At 41.2% G+C, this 24,560-nt stretch carries 22 protein-coding genes and 1 pseudogene; 15 read left to right on the forward strand and 8 right to left on the reverse strand.

Translation table 11 applies throughout. The features are described from left to right. The 6 genes and pseudogenes from ABX891_RS00410 (at nucleotide 1) to glpD (ending at nucleotide 8,027) form a co-directional block, all read left to right on the forward strand. Nucleotides 1-1,065 (forward strand): annotated as a pseudogene (locus tag ABX891_RS00410) (UDP-glucose--hexose-1-phosphate uridylyltransferase). Beyond that, nucleotides 1,055-2,203: a galactokinase gene (gene galK, locus ABX891_RS00415; RefSeq protein WP_354628705.1), complete on the forward strand. Its 1,149-nt coding sequence runs from the start codon at nucleotides 1,055-1,057 to the stop codon at nucleotides 2,201-2,203. Before ABX891_RS00410 ends, galK begins: the two are co-directional and overlap by 11 nt. 19 nt (nucleotides 2,204-2,222) lie before the next feature. Beyond that, complete coding sequence (locus ABX891_RS00420) at nucleotides 2,223-3,227, forward strand: Gfo/Idh/MocA family protein (RefSeq protein WP_354628706.1); 1,005 nt, start codon at nucleotides 2,223-2,225, stop codon at nucleotides 3,225-3,227. Between the two features lie 29 nt (nucleotides 3,228-3,256). After that, a complete protein-coding gene (locus ABX891_RS00425) occupies nucleotides 3,257-4,576 on the forward strand; it encodes an alpha/beta hydrolase family protein (RefSeq protein ID WP_354628707.1) in 1,320 nt (439 codons plus the stop codon). 207 nt (nucleotides 4,577-4,783) lie between these two features. Next, a complete protein-coding gene (glpK, locus tag ABX891_RS00430; RefSeq protein WP_033013631.1) occupies nucleotides 4,784-6,283 on the forward strand; it encodes a glycerol kinase GlpK in 1,500 nt (499 codons plus the stop codon). Nucleotides 6,284-6,494: 211 nt separating this feature from the next. After that, nucleotides 6,495-8,027, forward strand: coding sequence for a glycerol-3-phosphate dehydrogenase (gene glpD / locus ABX891_RS00435; protein WP_354628708.1), 1,533 nt, complete (start codon nucleotides 6,495-6,497; stop codon nucleotides 8,025-8,027). Nucleotides 8,028-8,058: 31 nt separating this feature from the next. On the opposite strand, the gene ABX891_RS00440 is transcribed toward glpD, so the two are convergent. Together ABX891_RS00440 and ABX891_RS00445 are read right to left on the reverse strand one after the other, a co-directional pair. Continuing rightward, complete coding sequence (locus tag ABX891_RS00440; protein ID WP_354628709.1) at nucleotides 8,059-9,009, reverse strand: 2-dehydro-3-deoxygalactonokinase; 951 nt, start codon at nucleotides 9,007-9,009, stop codon at nucleotides 8,059-8,061. 3 nt (nucleotides 9,010-9,012) lie between these two features. Then, complete coding sequence (locus ABX891_RS00445; protein ID WP_002958845.1) at nucleotides 9,013-9,771, reverse strand: SDR family NAD(P)-dependent oxidoreductase; 759 nt, start codon at nucleotides 9,769-9,771, stop codon at nucleotides 9,013-9,015. A gap of 199 nt (nucleotides 9,772-9,970) precedes the next feature. On the opposite strand from ABX891_RS00445, the gene ABX891_RS00450 reads away from it, so the two are divergent. Beyond that, on the forward strand, nucleotides 9,971-10,672 hold the full coding sequence (locus ABX891_RS00450) for a FadR/GntR family transcriptional regulator (protein WP_024596672.1): 702 nt from the start codon (nucleotides 9,971-9,973) through the stop codon (nucleotides 10,670-10,672). Between the two features lie 208 nt (nucleotides 10,673-10,880). Here ABX891_RS00450 and accC read toward each other — a convergent pair whose 3' ends face one another. The 5 genes from accC to cutA form a co-directional block, all read right to left on the reverse strand. Continuing rightward, nucleotides 10,881-12,221 (reverse strand): acetyl-CoA carboxylase biotin carboxylase subunit, encoded by a 1,341-nt coding sequence (accC, locus tag ABX891_RS00455; RefSeq protein WP_002958843.1) that lies wholly within the window; start codon nucleotides 12,219-12,221, stop codon nucleotides 10,881-10,883. A gap of 26 nt (nucleotides 12,222-12,247) precedes the next feature. After that, nucleotides 12,248-12,712 carry an acetyl-CoA carboxylase biotin carboxyl carrier protein gene (gene accB / locus ABX891_RS00460; RefSeq protein WP_002958842.1) on the reverse strand — a complete coding sequence of 155 codons (465 nt, stop codon included), beginning with the start codon at nucleotides 12,710-12,712 and terminating at the stop codon, nucleotides 12,248-12,250. A gap of 38 nt (nucleotides 12,713-12,750) precedes the next feature. Beyond that, the gene (aroQ, locus tag ABX891_RS00465) at nucleotides 12,751-13,203 is read right to left on the reverse strand and encodes a type II 3-dehydroquinate dehydratase (protein WP_002958841.1); all 453 of its coding nucleotides are present in this window, start codon (nucleotides 13,201-13,203) and stop codon (nucleotides 12,751-12,753) included. Nucleotides 13,204-13,431: 228 nt separating this feature from the next. Beyond that, on the reverse strand, nucleotides 13,432-15,261 hold the full coding sequence (locus ABX891_RS00470; protein ID WP_354628710.1) for a protein-disulfide reductase DsbD: 1,830 nt from the start codon (nucleotides 15,259-15,261) through the stop codon (nucleotides 13,432-13,434). After that, nucleotides 15,261-15,581 carry a divalent-cation tolerance protein CutA gene (cutA, locus tag ABX891_RS00475; RefSeq protein ID WP_002958839.1) on the reverse strand — a complete coding sequence of 107 codons (321 nt, stop codon included), beginning with the start codon at nucleotides 15,579-15,581 and terminating at the stop codon, nucleotides 15,261-15,263. Before cutA ends, ABX891_RS00470 begins: the two co-directional genes overlap by 1 nt. Nucleotides 15,582-15,759: 178 nt before the next feature. Here cutA and ABX891_RS00480 point away from each other — a divergent pair, with 178 nt between their 5' ends. The 5 genes from ABX891_RS00480 to ABX891_RS00500 all read left to right on the forward strand — a co-directional run bounded on the left by ABX891_RS00480 (nucleotide 15,760) and on the right by ABX891_RS00500 (nucleotide 19,556). Further along, a complete protein-coding gene (locus ABX891_RS00480; RefSeq protein WP_002958838.1) occupies nucleotides 15,760-16,236 on the forward strand; it encodes an FxsA family protein in 477 nt (158 codons plus the stop codon). Between the two features lie 110 nt (nucleotides 16,237-16,346). Then, entirely contained in the window at nucleotides 16,347-16,634 is a 288-nt protein-coding gene (locus ABX891_RS00485; protein ID WP_002958836.1) for a co-chaperone GroES, read from the forward strand. 48 nt (nucleotides 16,635-16,682) lie between these two features. Further along, on the forward strand, nucleotides 16,683-18,332 hold the full coding sequence (gene groL, locus ABX891_RS00490; RefSeq protein WP_354628711.1) for a chaperonin GroEL: 1,650 nt from the start codon (nucleotides 16,683-16,685) through the stop codon (nucleotides 18,330-18,332). Between the two features lie 193 nt (nucleotides 18,333-18,525). Next, the gene (gene rnk, locus ABX891_RS00495; protein ID WP_010555031.1) at nucleotides 18,526-18,939 is read left to right on the forward strand and encodes a nucleoside diphosphate kinase regulator; all 414 of its coding nucleotides are present in this window, start codon (nucleotides 18,526-18,528) and stop codon (nucleotides 18,937-18,939) included. Nucleotides 18,940-19,139: 200 nt separating this feature from the next. After that, nucleotides 19,140-19,556 (forward strand): VOC family protein, encoded by a 417-nt coding sequence (locus ABX891_RS00500; protein WP_354628712.1) that lies wholly within the window; start codon nucleotides 19,140-19,142, stop codon nucleotides 19,554-19,556. A gap of 22 nt (nucleotides 19,557-19,578) precedes the next feature. On the opposite strand, the gene ABX891_RS00505 is transcribed toward ABX891_RS00500, so the two are convergent. Next, entirely contained in the window at nucleotides 19,579-21,054 is a 1,476-nt protein-coding gene (locus ABX891_RS00505; protein ID WP_354628713.1) for an NAD(P)H-hydrate dehydratase, read from the reverse strand. Nucleotides 21,055-21,303: 249 nt separating this feature from the next. On the opposite strand from ABX891_RS00505, the gene gmk reads away from it, so the two are divergent. The 3 genes from gmk (at nucleotide 21,304) to spoT (ending at nucleotide 24,552) form a co-directional block, all read left to right on the forward strand. Beyond that, on the forward strand, nucleotides 21,304-21,924 hold the full coding sequence (gene gmk / locus ABX891_RS00510; protein WP_354628714.1) for a guanylate kinase: 621 nt from the start codon (nucleotides 21,304-21,306) through the stop codon (nucleotides 21,922-21,924). A gap of 124 nt (nucleotides 21,925-22,048) precedes the next feature. After that, nucleotides 22,049-22,324 (forward strand): DNA-directed RNA polymerase subunit omega, encoded by a 276-nt coding sequence (gene rpoZ, locus ABX891_RS00515; protein ID WP_002958829.1) that lies wholly within the window; start codon nucleotides 22,049-22,051, stop codon nucleotides 22,322-22,324. A gap of 122 nt (nucleotides 22,325-22,446) precedes the next feature. Next, the gene (gene spoT / locus ABX891_RS00520; RefSeq protein ID WP_002958827.1) at nucleotides 22,447-24,552 is read left to right on the forward strand and encodes a bifunctional GTP diphosphokinase/guanosine-3',5'-bis pyrophosphate 3'-pyrophosphohydrolase; all 2,106 of its coding nucleotides are present in this window, start codon (nucleotides 22,447-22,449) and stop codon (nucleotides 24,550-24,552) included. The last annotated feature ends 8 nt before the right edge of the window (nucleotides 24,553-24,560 follow it).

Genomic DNA, 24,560 nt, shown 5'->3' on the forward strand with positions numbered 1-24,560 from the left:
ATGGCTTTATTAGAAAGTACTCACAGACGTAAAAATCCGCTAATGGGTCGTTGGGTATTAGTGTCACCACATCGTAATAACCGCCCATGGTTAGGCGCAACAGAAGCCGTTAACGAAAACGTATTACCAAAACACGATGAAGGCTGCCCACTTTGCCCAAGTAATACCCGTGCAAATGGCGACAGTAACCCTGATTATAAATACACACACGTATTTAGAAATGACTTTGGTGCATTAACGCCTAATGCCGGCGAGCAATTACAAAGCTTAGAATCTGACAGCGATTTATTTATTGCCGACGAAGCCAGTGGCGAATGCCGCGTAATTTGTTTTTCTCCAGAGCATAATAAAACACTTCCAGAGCTTGAGCACGATGCATTGCACGAAGTAGTAAAAACCTGGAAACAAAATTACACAGAGCTTGCACAGCAGTACGAATGCGTACAAGTTTTTGAAAATAAAGGCGAGATCATGGGTTGTTCGCAACCTCATCCTCACGGCCAAGTATGGGCTCACTCGCATTTATCAACCGAAATAGAAGCCGAAGATACCCAGCAGCTTGCTTATTATTAAAAGCATGGCACAGCTATGCTTGCCGATTACGCACAAAAAGAGCAAGCGGATCAAACACGTGTTGTATTTGAAAACGAACATTGGCTTGTTGTGGTGCCATTTTGGGCAGCGTGGCCGTTTGAAACAATGCTAGTAACTAAAGATAATATTCAAAACTTTAGCCAGTTAAACGATGCGCAAACAGACGCTTTAGCACAGGCACTTAAAGTATTAACCACTAAGTACGACAACGTATTTAATTGCAGCTTCCCGTATTCTATGGGGTGGCACAATGCACCCGCTAACAGAGGCTCTGATGAGCAACATTGGCGCTTACATGCACACTTTTATCCGCCGCTACTTCGCTCTGCTACTGTTAAAAAACACATGGTAGGCTACGAAATGCTAGGCGAAAGCCAACGCGATTTAAGCGCAGAAACCGCTGCTTCTATTTTAAAAGCAGCCAGTACAACACACTATAAAGATACAGCAGGAAACACAGATGAAGCTTAACGAATTCCAACAACAATTTTTGTCACTGTATGGCGCGCCTGCTCAAGGTATTGCTGCAGCACCGGGGCGTGTAAACCTTATTGGCGAATTTACCGACTACAACGACGGTTTTGTTTTACCGTGTTCGTTAGAGTTTCGTACCCAAGTGATGTTTAAAGAACGCGACGACAATATTATTACTGTGCATTCTTTAAATTACCCAGGCGAAAAAGACAGCTTTAGCGTTGATGAAGAAATCACTGAAGGCCAGTCGCAATGGGGTAACTACATTCGTGCTGTTACTTATGTTCTTAAAAGAGCGGGCTACACACTGCGTGGCGCCAACCTACTTATTGACAGCAACTTACCGCAAGGTAGTGGCTTGTCGTCATCGGCCGCACTAGAAGTTGCTGTAGGCGGTATGTTTAACCATATTGCACAGCTTGGTTTACCGCCAGAGCAAATTGCGCTATTTGGCCAAGAAGCCGAAAACGACTTTATGCATTGCCAATGCGGCATTATGGATCAGCTTATTTCAGCTAAAGGCGAGAACGGTCATGCACTATTAATCGACTGTGAAAACCTCGCAACTAAATCAGTTAAAGTTCCTGATGATTTAAATATTGTTATTGTTAATTCAAACTACCCGCGTAAGTTGGTTGATAGCGAATACAACCAGCGCCGTATTGACTGCGAACAAGCTGCTGTAAAAATGGGTGTAGAAACACTTCGCCAAGCCACCATGGCTGGCCTGCAAGCAGTAAAAGCGACATTAAGCGAAAACGAATATAAACGTGCACACCACGTAATTAGCGAAAACGACCGTGTAATTGCAGCAACTACTGCACTACAAAATAACGATATGGATGCACTTCGCACGCTAATGGCAGCATCGCATCAATCACTTAAACACGACTTTGAAGTAACCGTACCTGCAACCGATGGCTTAGTAGAAATTTGTAAAGAAGCGATGGGCGAGCGTGGCGCAGTTCGTATGACAGGGGGTGGTTTTGGTGGCGCAATTGTATGTTTATGTCGTGATGCAGAAGTACCACTAATTAAAGCAGCCGTAGAAAAGCATTACTTTGAACGCTTTAATTTAAATGCTGATATTTACGTATGTTCAGCGGGTTCAGGATTACAAATTACGTCTTTTTAAATAAACTTAAGGAACAAGCATGGCAAAGGTTAATTGGGGAATTATTGGGTGTGGCAATATAGCTCACACCTTTGCTAAAAGCATTGCGCATTGTAGTGATGCACAGCTTATTGGCGCTGCATCAACGAGTATGCAGCGCGCTAAAGAATTTGCCACATCGTACAATATTCAAGGCTATGAGAGCTATCAAGCACTTATTCAATGCCCAAACATTGACGCTATTTATATTGCTAATACGCACGATCAACACTTTAAAACTATCGCCCAATGCTTAAAACACAATAAGCACGTGCTAAGCGAAAAACCAATCACCGTTAATGCTAAGCAGTTGCAAAGTCTCACTGAGCTTGCCAAGCAACAAAACTGCTTTTTAATGGAAGGCGTTTGGATGCGGTTTTTACCAGCCATAGTAAAATTACAACAGCTCCTAAGTGAAGGTGTTATTGGTAATGTGCACAGTGTTAATGCCAACTTTAGTTTACCTGGCAGCTTTGCCGACACTCACCGATTAATGAACCCTGTAACAGCGGGTGGCGCCCTGCTCGATTTAGGTATTTATCCTATTTCGATTGCTGATGTGGTATTTAATAAAGCCCCTGAACACATCAACTCCTTTGTACATAAAAGCACAACCGGCGTTGATGAGCGAAGCACTGCTATAGTTGATTACGGTAACGGGCAATTTGCATCTCTTGCCAGCGCACTGCAGCAAAATGGCCCAACAGAAGCATGTATTAATGGTGAGCTTGGCTATATTCGAATACCTCAGTTTGTAGGTGCAAAAACACTAAAGCTACACATAAACGACCAAGACCCTCAGTACTTTGAATACAACTTTAGTGACGATGAAAACTTTAAGTTTGAAATTGCACATGTAACGCAGTGTATATTACAAAAACAAACCCAAAGCAGCGTGTTGCCCCTCAGTACTAGCTTACGAGTTATGAACATAATGGATACCTTGCGAGCACAGTGGCTGCTGCAATATAGCAATGTCGTCGAGTCGGCTGAACTGACAAATTAAAAAATAAAAATACACAACAAGGACACACAATGACACACACACTCAAGGCGCTTTCAAAAGCCATATTACTTGCAACGTGCAGTTTATCTGCTAGTGTAGCTGTTGCTGAATCTAATAAACCAGAGCAGCTATACCCGCCAATCACTAGCGAAGTACTGCCAGAGCTTGCAGCTAAAGGTAGCTACAATGTAGGTGTGCAAACACTTGATTTAGTTAACCCTGCGCAATTTGACCCCGCTACACAAGGTCAAAAAGATCGTCCTTTAAAAGTAGAGGTGTGGTATCCGGCTGCAAATATAGCAAAAGCTCCACTTAGCAGCTACACAGATGAAACTCGCTCAGGTAAAGAGTTTACTTTGCAAGCCGATGCAATGCGTGATGTCGCCATTAATAAAGAGCACTACCCTGTGATAGTGCTTTCGCACGGTTATACCGGTTACCGTACAATTATGTACTACCTTGGCGAGCATTTAGCGTCGCACGGTTACATTGTGGTAGCTATTGACCATACTGACTCAACCAATGCCGATGTTGATTTTGAAAACGCACCGTTTTCTGGCTTTTTTAGCACGCTTATAAATCGCTCACGCGATCAGCAGTTTGTAATTAATTACTTTAATGAGCAAAACAACTTTGCCAGCAAGCAGGTAGATAACAAAAGCGCAGGTGTAATTGGTTACTCAATGGGTGGCTATGGCGCGGTAAATACGATAGGTGGTTGTTACGCTTTTAATGAGCAAACTACGGCTATGTTTACGGGTATGAAAGACCCAGCTCAAATTAAAAAAGTACAGCAATTACTAAACAGCTGCGCTGGTGGACAATACCAAAACCCAAAAATAGACCCTCGTATAAAAGCGATGGTGGCCTTTGCACCATGGGGCGGACAGCACGCTATATTTGATGCCAAAGCAATGGAAAATATTAAAGTACCTTCGCTTTATGTAGCCGGTAACTTAGATGACATTTCAGGCTATGAAGGCATTAAAAGTCTTTATGAACAAACAGGCAGCAAAGATAAGTACATGCTTACTTACAAAAATGCACGCCATAATATAGCACCACACCCAGCCCCTGCTATTGCACAAAGCAGCAGTGAGCTAGATATAGGCCATTACTACGAGCCTTCGTGGTCTATGCGCACACTAAACGAGACCAACAAACACTTTGTACTTGCCATGATGGACTGCCACGTAAAAGGCATAGACCGCGAGTGTAAATACTTAGATTTACCACAAAACGGCGACCAAGCTGTTGTTGATGGTAAGCCGCTGCCACAGTGGCGCGGGTTTGATAATCGCTTTTCTACCGGTATGGATTGGCAACAAGCTAAACCTCACACCAAGTAATAATAAGCTTTAAGCGGTTGTTTTAATCAATAGCCGCATACGCCCTTAAAATAATGCAAAAATAAAACGCCTTTTATATAAAAGAGTTACCAGCAAATATTGGCGTGTTTATTTTTTAATCTGCTATTTTAAGAAAAAACCATTGCCATTAACTTCGGTTAAAGGCAACCTAGTCATATATAAGATAAGATAAATAACACAAATATCATGTCCAAATACATACTCTCAATTGATCAAGGAACCACAAGCTCTCGGGCCATCTTGTTTACAAAAGATGCAGACGTTTTTGGTACAGCACAACAAGAATTTTCGCAGCATTTTCCACAAAATGGTTGGGTAGAACACGACCCTAACGATATTTGGCAAACAGTGCTTAGCACTAGTCGCGAAGTGTTAACTAAAAACGATGTAAAGCCTGAAGAAATTATTGCCATTGGTATCACCAATCAGCGCGAAACCACTTTGGTATGGAATAAAAAAACCGGCAAAACAATTTATAACGCTATTGTATGGCAAGACCGTCGCACCAGTGACTATTGCGAAAGCCTAACAACTGATGAGCTTTGCCAAACAATAAGCGATAAAACAGGCTTACTGCTCGACCCTTATTTTTCGGCCACTAAAGTTCGTTGGATTTTAGATAACGTTGAAGGCGCACGCGAACAAGCCCTTGCAGGCGAACTCGCCTTCGGTACGGTTGACACTTACCTACTTTGGCAGCTAACAGGTGGCAAAGAGCACCGCACCGATGCAACCAATGCATCGCGCACCATGTTATTTAATATTCACACCCAGCAGTGGGATCAAGAGCTTCTAGAGTTATTCGATATTCCAGAATCTATGCTGCCAGAAGTAATGGATTCAGCTGACGAGTTTGGTTCAACCAGCGCTGATATTTTTGGCGCGCCAATTCGCGTATGTGGTATTGCAGGCGATCAGCAAGCTGCGCTTGTAGGACACGCATGTTTTGAACAAGGCATGGCTAAAAGTACTTACGGTACTGGCTGTTTTTTAATGCTTAACACTGGCGAAAAAGCACTGACCTCAGAAAACCGCTTATTGACCACTGTTGCCTACAGATTAAACGGCAAGCCAACTTACGCCATTGAAGGCAGTATATTTATGGCTGGCGCAACTATGCAGTGGATTGTTGAAGGCTTAAAGCTACTTAGCCATGCTGGCGAAAGTGAGTCGATGGTTAAAGATGTACCGCTCGATCATGGTGTATTTTTAGTGCCTTCGTTTACGGGTTTAGGCGCTCCTTACTGGGACCCTAATGCGCGTGGCGCTATTTTAGGGCTAACACGCGACTCTGGTATTAGCACTATTGTTGCGGCTGCTTTGCAATCAGTTGGTTACCAGACCAAAGATTTACAAAAAGCGATGGAGCGTGATGGCCTTCGCCCAAGTGTGCTTCGTGTAGATGGCGGTATGGTAAAAAATAATTGGGTTATGACTTTTTTATCTAATATTTTAGGTGCAACAGTTGAGCGCCCAACAGTGACCGAAACCACTTCTTTAGGGGTCGCTTATTTAGCAGGCTTGCAAGCAGGTGTGTACGAGTCGACTGAACAGTTATCTAAAATGTGGACATGCGACCGTCGCTTTGAGCCCACCATGAGTGCCGACGAGCGTAACGATCTATACGCAAAATGGCAGCACTGCGTAGCTCAAGTCTGCTTAACGAATAAAAACTGCCCGCAGTAAATACTAAGTGGCTAAGGCTAATACTTTAGCCACTTTGCTTTTTTAACTTAGCTAAATGCTAGATTTAAAAGGCATGCTTTACTGCTTAAAATTGAAAATGGATTGGCGTCAAAATAAACGAATGAAAATCTGGGTTTTCTATTGTCAAATGAAAACAGCAGCTTTATGATATTCATGTCTTATTTATATTACAAATAAAAAGGTTAGCTCGGTGGAATTAGCAGATAACGAATATGACTTACTAGTCATCGGTGGCGGTGTAAACGGCACTGGAATAGCAGCTGATGCAGCTGGCAGAGGGTTAAAAGTTCTATTGTGCGAACAATCAGACCTTGCCTGTGCAACATCTTCAAACAGTTCTAAGCTGATCCACGGCGGTCTGCGCTACCTTGAGCATTACGAATTTAGATTAGTAAAAGAGGCGCTAGCAGAGCGAGAAGTGCTACTTAAAAACGCACCTCATATTATGTGGCCGCTAACCTTTAGATTGCCGCATCAAAAACACCTGCGCCCTGCGTGGATGATTCGTATTGGCTTGTTTATGTATGACAACCTAGCAAAACGCGAAACACTAGCGGGTTCTCGAAGCATTAAATTTGGTGAAAATAGCGTTTTAGAACCCTCTATTACTAAAGGTTTTGAATACTCAGATGGCTGGGTTGATGACTCTCGCCTAGTCGTTTTAAACGCCCTAGCAGCGCAGCAAAAAGGCGCCGTTATTACCACGCAAACTAAGTGTGTAAATGCTAAACGTGAGCAAGGTAAATGGCAGGTAACCCTTGAGCAGCAAAAGAGCAAAGCTAAATACACCATTTCTGCCAAAGGGATTGTTAATGCTGCGGGTCCTTGGGTAGCTAAATTATTTGACGAAGCACTAACAGAAAAATCACCACAAAATATTCGCCTTGTAAAAGGTAGCCACATTGTAGTGCCTCGCATTCACGATGAAAAACAAGCTTATATTTTACAAAATAAAGATCAGCGTATTGTGTTTGTTATTCCGTTTGAAGATGACTTCTCACTTATTGGCACAACCGATGTAGAACACAAAGGTGAAACACAAGACGTTAAAATTAGTGATGAAGAAATTGATTACTTAATTGATATTACTAATACCTACTTTAAACAACCGATTAAACGCGAAGACATAGTACATACCTTTTCTGGTGTACGCCCATTACTTGATGACGAATCAGTTAATGCACAAGCCGTTACTCGCGATTATAAATTAGAGCTTTCGAGTGATGCTAAACAAACACCTCTACTGAGTGTGTTTGGCGGAAAAATTACAACATATCGCAAACTTGCCGAAGCTGCGGTTAATAAGCTTGAAGATTTTTATCCGCAAATGAGCAATGCGTGGACCAAACATAGTCCGCTCCCTGGTGGTGATTTTAGCTCTGTAGAAGCACTTAAATCAGAGCTAAAAGCAAAATACGAATGGCTACCTGAAATAACACTTAAACGCTTTGTACGCACTTATGGTACTCGTGCTAAACATATTTTAGGTAGTGCAACTGGGCTGAGTGATTTAGGCCAAGATTTTGGCCATGGTTTATTTGCAGCAGAAGTAGATTACTTGCTAAATGAAGAGTGGGCAGAAAACGCATACAATATTTTATGGCGCCGCAGTAAATTAGGACTACGTTTTAATGAGGCGCAAGTTGCTGCGCTTAATGATTATATTGAGCATAACAAACAGCTAAAAGCGCTTAACTATCAAGTTATAATAGCTTCCTGTTAACCCCTTTATAATTTAACCGTTATAAAGGGGTTTATTTTTTTGACTCTAAATTAAATAAATAATTAAAGCCGCTAAGCGTCGCTGTTTTAATATCAAACTCAACACACTTCACACCTATTTGGTTAAGCGCCGTAGTAAAACACTTATTCAGCTGCTTTGTGCCAATCACCACAACTTGCGTATCACTTAATAATTGCCATTCACTAGCGTGGCGAGCTGCTCGTACATCGCTGCCAATTAATACACCCGACAAATAGGCTTTAGCTTGTACTGGCGTTAACTCCTTTGAAAGCTGGCGGGTACGCACACTAAAAATACCATGTGCCAAGTTACCGCTATCACTACCTAAAGTTAGCTCACAGCCTTGCTCAAATGCTTTAAAGTCAAACTCACCTTCTGCGCAGTCGTTAGGAATTAAAACACTTTGATGACATAACAAATCATATAACTCACCGGTCATGGCTGTTTTAAAGCAAATGATTTCGCCATTGTTTATAAGCACCCATTTGGTATGTGTGCCAGGCAAACAGAGTAATATTTTACCTTGTTGATACTCTGGGTTTTGCTTTAAAAACCCTAAAATTTGCAGCTCTTCGCCGCGCATTACATCAAACAAGCCATTTTGCAGCGTACACTTTGTGCCAGGTAACGCTTTAGTAATATGTCCATCGCAATCAAAGCTAACAGCAGCATTAAGTAACCCTTCGGGATTAATTGGGCATTCTAAATAAGGCGTTTCGTGCCAGCCGATGCTTGAGGTAATTTGTCCTGCAATATATATAGGTAAGCTGCCATATTCTTGCTTCCACACCGCAATGGTGTCGATTAGGGTTTGCTCAAAATTTTGATTTGCCTTAACAACACCAGGGCCATCACGTTGTGCTAATAGTTTAAGTGTTGATTGCGCTCGTACTTCGCACAAATAAGCGCGTAAATGGCTCGTGCCCCAGTCAACAGCAATAAAAAGAGATGAAGTAGCCAAGCTTTAAAGCCTCCCACCGTCAATTTTAATACTTTGCCCGGTGATCATACTGCTTTCATCGGCGGCTAAAAAGAGTGCCAAATTAGCAACATCTTCAGGAGTTACTAATTTTTTAAGTGCCATGGCTTCCATCCACTTAACTTGCTCTTCTTCGGTAAACCAGCTTGCTAGTTGACGGTCGGTAGCCACCCACCCTGGTAAAATAGCGTTAACGCGAATACCAAACTCGCCGTAATCGCGAGCCAGTGCCTTAGTCATACCAATAAGGCCTGCTTTTGCGGTTACATAGCCTGCCATTTGTGGCTGGCCCATAATCGCGTTAATAGAGCTAAAATTAATGATACTGCCGGCTCCATCGCCTTTCATAAAAGACATAGCAACTTGAGAGGCAAAAAATGCAGGGTTTAAGTTTATTTGTAAGCACTGATCCCAGTCTTGCACTGTAACGTCTTCGCTCGCTTGGCGGCGGTCGTTCGCTACATTATTAACTAGTACATTAATGGCACCAAAAGCGGCGCATGCATCCACAAGTGATTGCTGAAGTGCATGAGAGTCAGTTACATCAACTTGCCTATACCATAGTTTTGCATTGGGTAAATCACGAATAAGCGATTGCGCTGCCTTATCATCAATATCTATAAATGCTACTTTTGCATTTTGGTTTACAAAGGATTTAACCATTGCTCTACCAATGCCTGATGCACCGCCTGTAATAAAAATAACTTTACCAGAAAGACTATGATATTGAGCTAGGGTGTTCAAATTCAACTCTCCATACAGCGCATTTTCAATTTTAATTAAACCCTTTATAAACTTACATTTATAGTATAAAGAGCCAAACTAAGTTGTTATTGCTGTGCTAAAATATTTAACTAATTAAAAGTTTATATCATATCCTTAAGTACATTAATATGATATATGATATATAATAAAGCAATGTATCAACTCGGAATCCTGCGCAATGAAAAGCCAACCCCGTCAAAATTTAACACAACAATTAACCCACGATTTGGGTTTTGCTATTGTGCGTGGTGTTTACCCTGTAAGCGAAGGCCTGCCTTCTGAAGCCGATTTATGTATAAAGTATGATGTAAGTCGCAGCGCTACCCGCGAAGCGGTAAAAATGCTTTCTGCTAAAGGGTTAATTTCATCGCGTCCTAAGCAAGGTATTCGTGTATTACCTGAAAGTAGCTGGAACATGTTTGATACCGACGTACTACGTTGGATTTTAAGCAGCAAACCGTCACTGTCATTATTAAAAGAGTTTACTCAAGTACGCGTAGCCCTTGAACCACAAGCGGCCGCTCTTGCAGCACTAAATGCAACTGCTGAACAACTTGCCGATATAGATAGTGCCTTAGCCCGTATGGCTGAAGCAGACGAAGGCTTAGACGACCCATTAGAAGCCGACATTGCTTTTCATACCAGCATATTAGTGGCCAGTAACAATCGCTTTTTTGTGCAGTTAACTGAGTTTATTAGTACAGCTCTTAGAGTAAGTATTCGTTATACAAACCACATTAAAGGTGTACCGGGCGCAGATGTTGCTAAGCACGCTGATATTTTAGAGACTATAAAGTCACGCGATCCTGAGCGCGCTAAAAAAGCAGTAGAAACAATTTTAGAAGAAGCACTACAGTTAATTGAATCTAAATTAGTGTAATGTTAGTTCAACATATTATATAAATATTGAGTCCATCGAATTTACTCTTTGTAGTATATTTTATGGACTTTTTTATTGCTTATAAAACTTAAATTACAGGCATTAAAAAATCCGATATCAGTCTCCTGATATCGGATTTTTAATTATTTAAATCAGCTTAATAACTCGGGTTATTAACTAAGATAAAACGCCTTTTTACAGGCTAGAATTACAATCCTAATTTCTTCTCAAGATAGTGGATGTTAGTACCACCATTTTGGAAGTTTTCATCTGCAAGAATTCTCTTATGCAAAGGAGTATTAGTTTTAATTCCGTCAATTACTAGCTCGTTAAGTGCATTGCGCGCGCGGGCAATAGCTACGTCACGGTTTTCACCGTAAGTGATTAACTTACCTATCATTGAATCATAATGTGGTGGAACCGTATAGTCAGCGTAAATATGGCTGTCCCAACGAATACCTAAGCCACCAGCAGGATGGAAACGTGTAATTTTACCCGGTGAAGGGATAAACGTTTCAGGGTCTTCAGCATTAATACGACACTCAATAGCATGACCACGAATAACAACGTCGTCTTGCGTGAATGATAATGGTTGACCCGCAGCAATTTTTAACTGCTCTTTGATTAAATCAATACCAGTAACCATTTCAGTTACAGGGTGTTCAACCTGAATACGTGTATTCATTTCGATGAAGTAAAACTCGCCGTTTTCGTATAAAAACTCAAACGTACCTGCACCGCGGTAACCGATTTCGATACATGCACGTGTACAGCGTTCACCAATAAATTTACGTGTTTCTGCAGTAATACCTGGCGCTGGTGCTTCTTCAACTACTTTTTGGTGACGACGTTGCATAGAACAATCACGTTCACCTAAATGTACTGCATTACCTTGGCCATCTGCTAATACTTGAACTTCGATATGGCGTGGGTTTTCAAGGAATTTCTCCATGTAAACCATGCTATTACCAAAGAACTGCTTAGCTTCTTGCTGTGTTAATGCAATTGAATCAATAAGTTCAGATTCGCTACGAACAACACGCATACCACGACCACCACCGCCACCAGCGGCTTTGATGATTACCGGGTAACCGATTCGTTTAGCGATTTGCATGTTACGTTCTTTATCATCAGATACCGGACCATCAGACCCTGGTACACATGGAACGCCTGCTTTACGCATTGCTGAAATAGCAGAAACTTTATCACCCATAAGGCGAATAGTGTCACCTTTTGGACCAATAAATACAAAACCACTTTGCTCAACTTGGTCGGCAAAATCAGCGTTTTCTGCAAGGAAACCGTAACCTGGATGAATCGCTACAGCGTCAGTTATTTCAGCCGCAGCAATAATGCGCGGGATATCTAAATAACTTTCAGTTGCTGATGGTCTACCAATACAGATGGTTTCATCTGCAAGCAATACATGCTTAAGATCGCGATCCGCCGTTGAATGCACAGCAACCGTTTTGATCCCAAGCTCTTTGCAGGCGCGCAATATACGAAGTGCGATTTCACCTCGGTTTGCAATGACTACTTTATCTAACATTAGAGTTGGCCTTTTAGGTTACGCTATTATTCAATGATGAATAGAGGTTGATCAAATTCTATTGGCTCGCCATTTTCAGCTAAGATAGCTCTTACTGTACCGGCTTTATCTGACTCAATTTGGTTCATCATTTTCATAGCTTCGATAATACAAAGCGTATCGCCAACTTTAACTTGCTGACCAACTTCTACATACGCTGGAGCTTCAGGAGACGCTGCTGCATAGAAAGATCCAACCATTGGTGATTTAACTTGATGGCCAGTAGGTTCTGCTGGAGCTGCTGCTTCAACTGCTACAGGAGCTGCTGCAACTGGAGCAGGGGCTGCTGGCGCTGGTGCATATTGCTGTGGAGCAAATTGCGGGTAACCAGGGCCTGCGCTCATGTTGTTACGGTTAATACGTACTGATTCTTCACCTTCAGTGATTTCTAGCTCAGCAATACCTGATTCTTCTACTAATTCGATAAGCTTCTTTATCTTGCGAATATCCATTACACGACCCGCCTGTTTGTTTGTGTGTTAATTTAAAATTAAATCGAGTTTTTCAACCGGCTCACAGCGGCATTTAATGCTGCGTGGTAACCCATTGCACCTAATCCACATATCACGCCTTGTGCCACATCAGAAAAATACGAATGATGACGAAAGGCTTCACGTGCGTGCACATTACTTAAGTGCACTTCAAAAAACGGAATATCAACACTTAGCAATGCATCACGTAATGCAACGCTTGTATGCGTAAATGCAGCAGGGTTAATTATTATGTAATCAACCGCTTGCCAAGCACTGTGTATTCGCTCAATGAGGGCTTGCTCACTATTACTTTGAAAATGTGCTAACTCAACATCTAGACTATCAGCAGCACTGGTTAGTTCGCTCATAATTTCACTTAGCGTTTGAAAACCGTATTTATCCGGTTCACGTTTGCCAAGCATGTTCAAATTTGGACCATTTATAACTAAAAGGTTAAATTTTGCAGCCATAATACGCGATATATCCTATAAGTAATGAGTTAAGCGGTTGCTAAGTAGTTTTTCGCTTTTAAGTAAGCAGAAAAAAGTAATGTAGCAACAAATTCTCACGTTAACCAACTATTATAGTGATTTCGATGTAAATAGCAGCAAAATACTGGTCCAATCTCTATTTTGGGAACGAATAACTAGGAGGGAGTCGTAAGCCACTTAGTATATCCAAGTGGCTCTATTGCACTATTATTGTGCGCTGGCGCGCACTGTAGCAAGGTGTTTAGCAAAATCTTCTGCGTTTAAAAAGCCGGTTACACGTTGTGTAGTTAGCTCTTTACCTTGGGTGTTAAAAAACAAAATACTAGGTAAACCAAACACGGTGTACTCTTCCATTAACTCAATTGTTTTATTGTCACTGTTAGTTAAATCAACTTGAATTAGCTGATAATGGCTAAATTCACTTTGCACTTTGGCATCTGGAAACGTGTAATGCTCAAACTCTTTACACGCCACACACCAGTCAGCATATAAGTCGACCATAACCATTCGACCTTCATTACTCGCTTGCGCTACGGCCTCTTTTAGCTCAGCTAAATCCGCCACCTTTTTAAATTCATTACTTTGTGAGCTTACTTGCACAGCTTGTACTGGCCAAAAGTAGTTTTTAGTTAACGTAAACCCTGTCATAACTAATAGCGTTGCAGCAAACCATAATGCAGTTTTTAACTTGCTTTGTGTTTGGCTACTTTGCCAGTGATGTAGGTAAAGTGCCGTTGTTAATGCAAGCACACCGGCCATTAATAATATAATGTCGGCGCTCACTAGTCGCTCAAGTAATATAAGCGGCACAACGAGCATCACAAAACCAAACAAGGTTTTAACTTGCTCCATCCAACCACCGGCTTTAGGCAGTAATTTACCACCAGATGTACCAAGTAATAAAAGTGGTAACCCCATACCTAAACTAAGCACGTATAGCGTTAAACCACCTACTAAGTAATCACCACTTTGCGCTACAAATAAGAGCGCTGCCGACAGTGGCGCAGTAGTACACGGTGATGCTATTAATCCCGACAGTACACCCATTAAAAATACGCCAACGTAGTTGCCGCCTTTTTGATTGTTACTTACTTGGGTTAGCTTGCTCATCATACTGCTTGGCAATTTAATTTCGTACCAACCAAACATCGACATAGCCAATAATACAAATAGTAAACTAAAGCTAACTAATACAAATGGATGCTGTAAATACCCCTGCACTTGCCCACCAAGCGCCGCAACAACTAAGCCTAGTGCTGCATAAGTAACTGCCATGCCTTGTATATATACAAACGACAACGCAAACGCTTTTTTAGTTGAAAGGTTTTGCTGACCCGCAATTAAGCTCGACAAAATAGGAAACATTGGAAATACGCACGGCGTAAAAGCAAGGCCTACACCAACAACAAAAAATATAAGTAAATTAGTTATTAAGCCCTGACTTGCTAACTGTTCAGTAAAAGTAAGCTCTTTTTCGGTATCATCCGAATTTGTTGTAGGTTCAGTAGCTGGCTCGTTAAGTGCTGCAAATGTACTTTGCGCAGTTACCACTTCATCGGTGGCGCTATTTTTATCTACATTTTTAATCTGTGCGCCACTAATAACATTAAGTGGGATGCTAATTACTTCTGGTGGATAGCAAAGCCCTGCTTTTGCACAGCCTTGGTAACGAACTTTAACCACAGCGCCTTCGGTTACATTACTTAGCTTACTAATAACACTCGCGGAATTAAAAAAAACCTCTGTTTTACCAAAAAATTCATCTTCAATAATTTCGCCACTGCCAGAGTCGCCTACTTGAATGTTTGCACCTTTGGCGATAATTTCTATTTTCTTTTTATATAAATAATAGTCTGGCGCTATATCCCAACCTACAAACAAGGTACTGCCTTGTTGGTCAAAATCAAAAACAAACGCTTGGTCTACAGGTAAAAAAGTCTGTTGCGGAGGCCCAAGTAGATCACCAAGCACATTATTAGTCGCAGCCTTTACGGGTACAGTTAATAATGTAACCAACAATAAAAAGAAAAAACGCATTAATTCAGTACCTCGTCCATCCAATTAAAATACGCCAAATTACCAGTTGAAACTTCTACAACCTGAATCTCCGGCACTTCGTAGCTATGTAGCTCTTTTATTGTTAAAAACACATCGTTCATTTTATCTGCTTTTGTTTTTATAAGTAGCTTGGCTTCAGTTGCTTCTGCTACTTCGCCCTCCCACATATAAATAGAGCCCATGTTAGGTAAAATATTTACACAAGCTGCTAGCTTTTTTTCTACCAACGCCCTTGCTAGGCTGCGTGCTTCTGCTTCGTCTTTGCAAGTCGTAAAAATCATTTTAAAATGCGTAGTCATTATGAACCTATTCTTATTGGACAGTGTCTAGCTTCATAGTATCTGATAGCCGATACAATGTGTAGACGCTTAAATATCAGTAAAATGACTATACCTATGCCCTAACCTTGAAAAGAGACCTAGTCACCCTCATTTATATTTCATCAACTCTTTTGAGTGTCATTATTTAGAGAGCGCTATGTTTAGATTTTTATTTGTGTTGTTTATCATCATCCCTATTATCGAAATCGCCTTACTGATTCAAGTAAGCGATGTGATTGGCGGATTTGCAACAATTGCACTTGTTGTTATTACCGCGATTTTAGGTGCCAAAATGGTTAAAACACAAGGTATGGGTGCGCTGCAAAACGTACAAGCGCAAATGGCGCAAGGGCAAATGCCAGCCAAAGAATTATTTACCGGAATATGCGTTGTAATTGCAGGGGTATTATTACTTACCCCTGGCATTATGACCGACGTGTTTGGGTTACTATTATTAACGCCTGCAATTCGTAACAAACTGGCCGCAGGCCTTGCTAGCCAAGCAACTGTTAGAATGAGCGCAGGTAGGCAACAAGGGCCATCGCCGTTTGCTGGGCAGCAACATGCTGAACGAGAGCAAGGGCAAATGGAACGACCAACGACTATTGATGGCGAATATGAGCGAAAAGATTAAAAATTTATCATTTTTTCTCTTGGAATTTTACACTCTACCCCCATTAATGAATGCAAATTAGAAAAGCTTTTTTCTGTACTGTTCAGAAACTGTTAGGAGAACTAAAAAACATGAACATTCGTCCTTTACAAGATCGCGTAATCGTTAAACGTCTAGAAGAAGAAACAAAATCTGCTGGCGGTATTGTATTAACTGGCTCTGCAGCTGAAAAATCAACTCGCGGAGAAGTTGTAGCCGTAGGTAATGGTCGCGTTTTAGATAACGGTGACGTGAGAGCGTTAGAAGTTAAAGCCGGTGACACTGTGTTATTTGGCTCATATGTTGAAAAAGTTGAAAAGATCGAAGGTCAAGAGTACCTGATCATGCGTGAAGATAATATTTTAGGCATTGTAGGCTAAACCTACTTTTCGTTTATAAACATTTAAGAATTTAGAGGAATTTAAAACATGGCAGCAAAAGAAGTACTTTTTGCAGGTGACGCACGCGCTAAAATGCTAACTGGCGTAAACATCCTGGCAAACGCAGTAAAAGTTACATTAGGTCCTAAAGGCCGTAACGTTGTACTAGACAAATCATTTGGCTCTCCAGTTATCACTAAAGATGGTGTATCTGTAGCAAAAGAAATCGAACTTGAAGACAAGTTTGAAAACATGGGCGCACAAATGGTTAAAGAAGTTGCATCTAAAGCAAATGATGCAGCCGGCGATGGTACAACTACCGCTACAGTACTTGCACAGTCTATTGTTAATGAAGGCCTTAAAGCTGTTGCAGCAGGCATGAATCCAATGGATCTTAAGCGCGGCATCGACAAAGCAGTTATTGCTGCTGTTGCAGAGCTTAAAGCGTTATCTGTTCCTTGTTCTGATACTAAAGCAATTGCACAAGTAGGTACTATTTCAGCTAACTCTGATCAAGAGATTGGTAATATCATTGCTCAAGCAATGGAAAAAGTAGGCCGCAACAGTGGTGTTATTACTGTAGAAGAAGGTCAATCACTTGAAAACGAACTAGATGTTGTTGAAGGCATGCAGTTTGACCGTGGTTACTTATCTCCTTACTTTATCAACAGCCCAGAAAAAGGTACTGTTGAACTAGATAACCCATTTATTCTACTTGTAGATAAAAAAATATCTAACATCCGCGAATTATTACCAACATTAGAAGCGGTTGCTAAAGCAAGCAAACCACTACTAATCATCGCAGAAGACCTTGAAGGCGAAGCACTAGCTACATTAGTAGTTAATAACATGCGCGGTATTGTTAAAGTATCAGCAGTTAAAGCACCTGGCTTTGGCGATCGTCGTAAAGCAATGCTACAAGATATCGCTGTATTAACTGGCGGTACTGTTATTTCTGAAGAAATCGGCTTAGAGCTTGAAAAAGCAACAGTTGAAGACCTAGGTACAGCTAAACGCGTAATTATCACTAAAGATGATACAACTATCATTGACGGTGCTGGCGAAGAAGCGGGTATTACTGGTCGTGTTTCTCAAATTAAAGCACAAATTGAAGAAGCTACATCTGACTACGATAAAGAAAAACTTCAAGAGCGCATGGCTAAATTAGCTGGCGGTGTTGCAGTAATCAAAGTAGGTGCTGCTACTGAAATCGAAATGAAAGAGAAAAAAGACCGCGTTGAAGATGCATTAAATGCAACTCGTGCAGCGGTTGAAGAAGGCGTAGTACCTGGCGGCGGTGTTGCACTTGTACGTGTTGCTAGCAAGCTAGCTGATTTAGTTGGCGACAACGAAGATCAAAACCACGGTATTAAAGTTGCACTTCGTGCGATGGAAGCACCACTTCGTCAAATCGTAACAAACGCAGGCGACGAAGCATCAGTTGTAATTAACGCAGTTAAAGGCGGCGATGGTAACTACGGTTACAACGCAGCAACTGGCGAATACAACGACATGATTGAAATGGGTATCCTAGATCCAACTAAAGTAACACGCTCTGCGCTACAGTTTGCAGGGTCTATTGCGGGTCTAATGATCACTACTGAAGCAATGGTAGCTGAAATCCCTAAAGACGAATCTGCTGGTGCACCTGATATGGGCGGCATGGGTGGAATGGGTGGTATGGGCGGCATGATGTAATCATCCCCTAAACACCTAGCTCAAATAAAAACCCAGCTTCGGCTGGGTTTTTAGCTATTGGGCACAAATAAAGTAAAAGCCACAGGTGTGGCTAATTAATAAAATGACTTCGCGTATCCCTTTGCTTCTTAAATGCATGCCAAGCCATACTCAGAGTTAATTTTATTTATTAAAAATTATTAAGGATATTAAGATGAATAAAAAACCTGAACTAATCATCTCATCACTCGATGCAGATAGATTGTATGACTTAATGGAATCATTGCCTGCAGGTAGCTTTGCTAATAAAGAAGAATTGGAAGCTGAACTGGCACGAGCGACAATAGTCGAACCTAAAGATATGCCATCGTCAGTTGTAACAATGAACTCAACTGTAAACTTTATTGTTGAGTCTTCTAAAGAAGAATTTACGTTAACCTTAGTGTACCCAAAAAACAGTGACTCTAGCGGCGATAAAATATCGATATTATCCCCCGTTGGTAGCGCATTACTTGGGCTAAACCAAGGCGATGAAATTGAGTGGCCTAAACCGAGTGGCGGCTTAATAAAGGTAAAAATAAAAGAAGTAACCTATCAACCAGAACGTGCTGGCGAATTACACAGATAAACATTTTATGCATTTAACGCTAAAACTCGATTTAAAGTAAACCCAGCCTCGGCTGGGGTTTGCTTTTTATTATAAACCAGATTGTTACTGTTTAATTTATACCTATAAATAAGCTACATACTGCGAGCATATACCCTACTTGATCGTTTACTAAATATGATAAAAAGTACATTTATTTAATAGTACGGAGTAAACCAAACATGACTAACGTTCAACAGCATATAAGCGGCATTGCATTAGTTGTTAAGGACTACGACGATGCCATTGAGTTTTATACTCAAAAGCTCAACTTTGAGTTGGTCGAGGATACTGATTTAGGAGATGGTAAACGCTGGGTATTAATTTCACCTCCAAATTCAAACGGAGCTAATTCGAGCAGAACTAATCTACTGCTTGCTAAAGCCACAACGTCCGAACAAATTAGCGCTATTGGTAATCAAACGGATGGTCGCGTGTTTTTATTTTTGCATACTAATGATTTCTGGCGAGATTATAATTTAATGCTTTCTAAAGGTGTTACATTTAACGAAGAGCCTAGAGTAGAACCCTATGGCACCGTAGTGGTTTTTGAAGACCTATATGGTACAAAATGGGATTTACTGCAGCCTAATAATTAGTTATGTAAAGTGACGCTTAAACTCACGTCACTTTATTAACTAACTCTCTTACAACTGGGAATAAATCACTGGGTAGCATTCCTCTTTGCCCGTCTCGCTCACTTGCGATATCACCAGCTTTAGCGTGCAGTGTTACACCATAGCGTGCTGCTTCATCAATAGTTAAACCTTGAGCAAGTAATGCCCCAATAATACCAGTGAGTACGTCGCCACTGCCGCCAACTGCCAGTGCTGGGTTGCCATCTTCACATACCCACATGTGCTGGGCATTATCTATTAATGTTCCAGCGCCTTTTAATACACAAGTCGCGTTATAGCGCTTGGCGCAAAGGCGGGCATAATTAAAGCGGTCTGATTCTATGTCGCTGGTACTAACACTTAGCAGTCGCGAAGCTTCGCCTGGATGTGGCGTAAGTACGCATTGCTCTAACATATACGATGAGGCTTGCTTAGCGAGTAAATTAAGGGCGTCTGCATCTATAACCAATGGCATTTTATTGTTTTGGCAATATTGCATTACTTCATCGAATGTTTGTTGTGCCCACTCGTCTTGCCCAAGCCCTGGGCCAATAACAACACAGCTTGCCCACTCTAGCGCTTGATGTAGGTTATTACTGCTTACCATAAGCTCTGGTCTGCCAATGCTAATAGGTGTTATTGAGCTTTCGTGTGTATACACCCTTACCATGCCAGCACCCGTTCTAAGAGCTGCTTCACTACTTAACCTAATTGCACCTGCAGTACCTTGATTACCACCAACACATAAAAGCTTGCCATGGCTGCCTTTGTGACTATTGATTGCCCGCGTGGCTATTCCTTTAAAGCTATTAATATTTATCAAGGTTCCTGATGACTGAGCTATACAAGTAAACGCATCACCAATTGCTAAATCATCAAAAACTAACTTACCGCTATGTTGTTTACCTGCCGTCGTTGTGAGCCCTTGCTTTATACCTACAAAAGTAACGGTTGAAGTCGCTTGTACTGCGCACCCTAAAGGCTGTCCTGTATTTGCTTCAATGCCTGATGGAATATCAATGCTTATTACGGGCTTACCACTGTTATTTACAGCGTTAATTATATTCGCAAAATTATCGCGCACGGCGCTATTAAGCCCAGTACCAAGGAGCACATCAATAACGATATCGCATTTATTAAGAGCATCTTTTGTAAAATGAGAAACCACCCCACCCGCTTCTGTCCATAGCTGCTGCGCTTTTGCAGCATCACCGTTTAATGTCTTATCAGGTTCAGCAGCGCATACTGTTACCTTTTTACCTGATTGCATAATAAGCCTAGCTACAACGTAACCGTCTCCAGCATTGTTACCATGGCCAACAGTGACTAATGTATGCTGCGCATCAAATAACTGCCATTGCTTATATACAGCCTCTCCTGCTCGCTGCATTAGGGTAAATAAATCGCAATGACTATTTTTAGCCGCTAAAGCTTCATTATCTCTTACTTGTTGTGCGGTAAATAAGGTTTTATTAAGCATAAAGGCTCCTTTAATAGGTGATAGTTCACCTTATCAAATACTTATATATAGCGGCTAGTTCTGTTGGCAATTTTAAACTGTAATTTTATTTAAAGTCTAACTTAGTAAAACATTGCCACTTCAATTTGAACATGGCTCACTTGAGCACGTCTAACTTGAGCAAGGTGAGCTAATTAAAGTACAATGCAGTTAATTAAAGGCTTGGTTTACTTGTAATCCAAGCCTGTTTATTTTTAGGTAGAGAAAAGCATGGCACAAACTCGCGGTAACTTATTTATTTTATCAGCCCCTTCAGGTGCTGGTAAATCAAGCTTAATCAATGCGTTATTAAAAAAACACGCTGATATGAAAGTATCTGTATCACATACGACTCGCGCCCCTCGCCCAGGCGAAGAAAATGGTGTGCATTATCACTTTGCATCTACAGATGAGTTTAAAGTGCTTATTGCCAAAGATGACTTTTTTGAATGGGCCCAAGTGTTTGACAACTACTACGGCACATCAAAGCAGGCTATTGAGTCGCAACTTGATGCGGGTATTGATGTGTTTTTAGATATTGATTGGCAAGGCGCTCAACAAGTGCGCGAAATAATGCCAAGCGTGAAAACTATTTTTATACTACCTCCTTCAAAAGAAGAGTTAGAGCAACGCTTAAATAATCGTGGCCAAGATTCGGCTGAGGTTATTGCCTCTCGTATGGCAAAAGCACAATCTGAAACATCACATTATAACGAATACGACTATGTAATTGTTAATGATGACTTTGAGAGCGCGCTTGGCGACATAGAAATGATTGTAATGGCTCAGCGCTTAACCCTAAAAGCGCAAGAAGAACGCCATCAAGTTTTACTAGATAGCCTGCTTAAATAATTTAAGTCTATTTAAATCAGGCTTAGACAAGTAAAACTGATAAAAATTGAACACTGGCTATTGGCGAAAGTGGCTGCTTGCAGTAAACTACGTCTTTGATTTAAATTATTTTTGGAGTGCTGTGATGGCCCGCGTAACAGTTGAAGATGCAGTAGATGCAGTTGGTAATCGTTTTGACTTAATTTTAGTTGCGGCTCGTCGTGCCCGCCAAATTGCTGTTGGTGGTAAAACTCCACTAGTAGACCCTGAAAACGATAAGCCAACGGTAGTTGCTTTACGTGAAATTGAACTAGGTTTAGTTGATAGCTCTTCAATGGACTTAATTGACCGTGAAGAACAACAACACCAAGAAGCAGCTGAATTAGCTGCTGTTGCCGCTATTGTTGGTGGCAACCAATAATCGACCTCCCGGTCTGATTTAGCCAACGGCGCAGTATTTCTACTATAGCCGTTGGCAATCCTCTCTTTTCATCGTATATTCGTAACTTACCTAATTTGCTTCACTAGAACATTGGAGTGTGAATGTATCTTTTTGAAGGTCTTAAAAAGAAAATCTCAGAATACTTGCCCGCTGCTGATGTAGAGCTGGTTCAAAAATCTTACGTGGTAGCCCGAGAGGCCCATGAAGGACAAACTCGCTCGAGTGGCGAACCTTACATAACGCACCCAGTAGAAGTAACCCAAATTCTTGCAGGCATGCATCTTGACCATGAAACACTCATGGCCGCGCTAATGCATGATGTAATTGAAGATACTGATTTTAGTCAACAAGATTTAGCCGAGATATTTGGCGAAACTGTTGCAGAGCTAGTTGAAGGTGTGAGTAAGCTCGATAAGCTTAGCTTTAAAGATAAAAAAGAATTCCAAGCTGAAAACTACCGCAAAATGATTATGGCAATGACTCAGGATATTCGAGTCATTTTAATCAAGCTTGCTGATAGAACACACAATATGCGTACTTTAGGCGCATTGCGCCCAGATAAGCGCCGCAGAATAGCGCGTGAAACACTAGAAATTTACGCACCAATTGCAAACCGCTTAGGTATTCACGATATTAAAAATGAACTTGAAGACTTAGGTTTTCAAGCTTTATATCCTATGCGTCATCGCGCACTTAAATCGGAAGTTGCTAAAGCACGCGGTAATCGCAAAGAAGTTATTACTAATATCCAGCATGAAATAGAAGCGCGTCTTGAAGAATCAGGCATTAAAGCAACTGTGTCAGGCCGTGAAAAACATTTATATAGTATTTATAAAAAAATGCTTAATAAAGAACTGCTATTTAACGAAGTTATGGATATTTACGCGTTTAGAATTGCAGTTGACTCTATGGATACGTGTTATCGTGTATTAGGTGTAGCTCATAGTCTTTATAAACCTATTGAAACACGCTTTAAAGATTATATTGCAGTACCAAAAACGAATGGTTACCAATCGCTTCATACTTCATTAGTTGGTCCTCACGGTATACCTGTTGAAATTCAAATTCGTACTCACGATATGGATCATATGGCCGACAAAGGTGTAGCGGCGCATTGGATGTATAAAAAAGCAGGTGATGGCGCAGGTAATACTTCGCAGCAACGTGCTCGCCAGTGGATGCAGAGCTTATTAGAGCTTCAACAAAGTGCGGGTTCATCATTTGAATTTATTGAAAATGTAAAAACTGAGCTATTCCCAGAAGAAATTTACGTATTTACACCAGATGGGCGTATTGTTGAGCTACCGATGGGTGCTACCGCAGTCGATTTTGCCTATGCCGTGCATACAGATGTAGGCAACACCTGTGTAGGCGCGCGCGTTAATCGCAAGCCGCACCCTTTAAGTAGGCCCTTAGATACAGGGCAAACTATAGAGATAATAACAAGCTCAGGTGCCCACCCTAATGCAACATGGCTAAACTTTATTGTTACTGGTAAAGCGCGTTTGGGCGTTCGTAATTACCTTAGAAGCCAGCATCATGAAGAAGCTATGCTTTTAGGGCGCCGCTTACTTGATTCAGCGTTAGGTGAAAACAAACTAGATAGCATTGCTGATGAAAATATAGCGAGAGTACTTGAGGAGCACGAACTAACAACGCTCCTTGAATTACTTGTAGAAATTGGCTCTGGTAACCTAATGAGCATGTTAATTGCCAAACGCCTATTACAAAATGACAGTGACGACTTAACTGATATTACCAGCCAAGCCAAAGCGACCATTATTGGTACTGAGGGCATGCTAGTTAATTACTCTAAGTGTTGCCGACCTGTACCTGGCGACGCTATTACAGCTCATGTAAGCCAAGGTAAGGGCCTGACCGTTCACCGCCAAGAATGTAAAAACATCCGTGGCTGGGAAAATGAGCGCTCTAAATACTTAGTTGTAAAATGGGACGACAACCCAGAGAAAGAATATATTGCAGCTCTGAGAGTTGAAATTATTAATCATCAGGGGGCTCTGGCTAAATTAACCAATGTTGTTACTACAACCCAAGCCAATATTGTAGAAATTACCACCGATGAAAAAGAAAGTAATTTATACGTGATAGATTTAGGGGTTACCGTTAAAAACCGTATCCACGTTGCTAACATCATGCGCCGCATTCGCGTTATGCCTGATGTACAAAAAGTCTATCGTAAAAAGTAAAATAGGAA

The sequence above is a fragment of the Pseudoalteromonas sp. NCIMB 1079 genome (assembly GCF_040567695.1).
GTDB lineage: Bacteria > Pseudomonadota > Gammaproteobacteria > Enterobacterales > Alteromonadaceae > Pseudoalteromonas > Pseudoalteromonas distincta.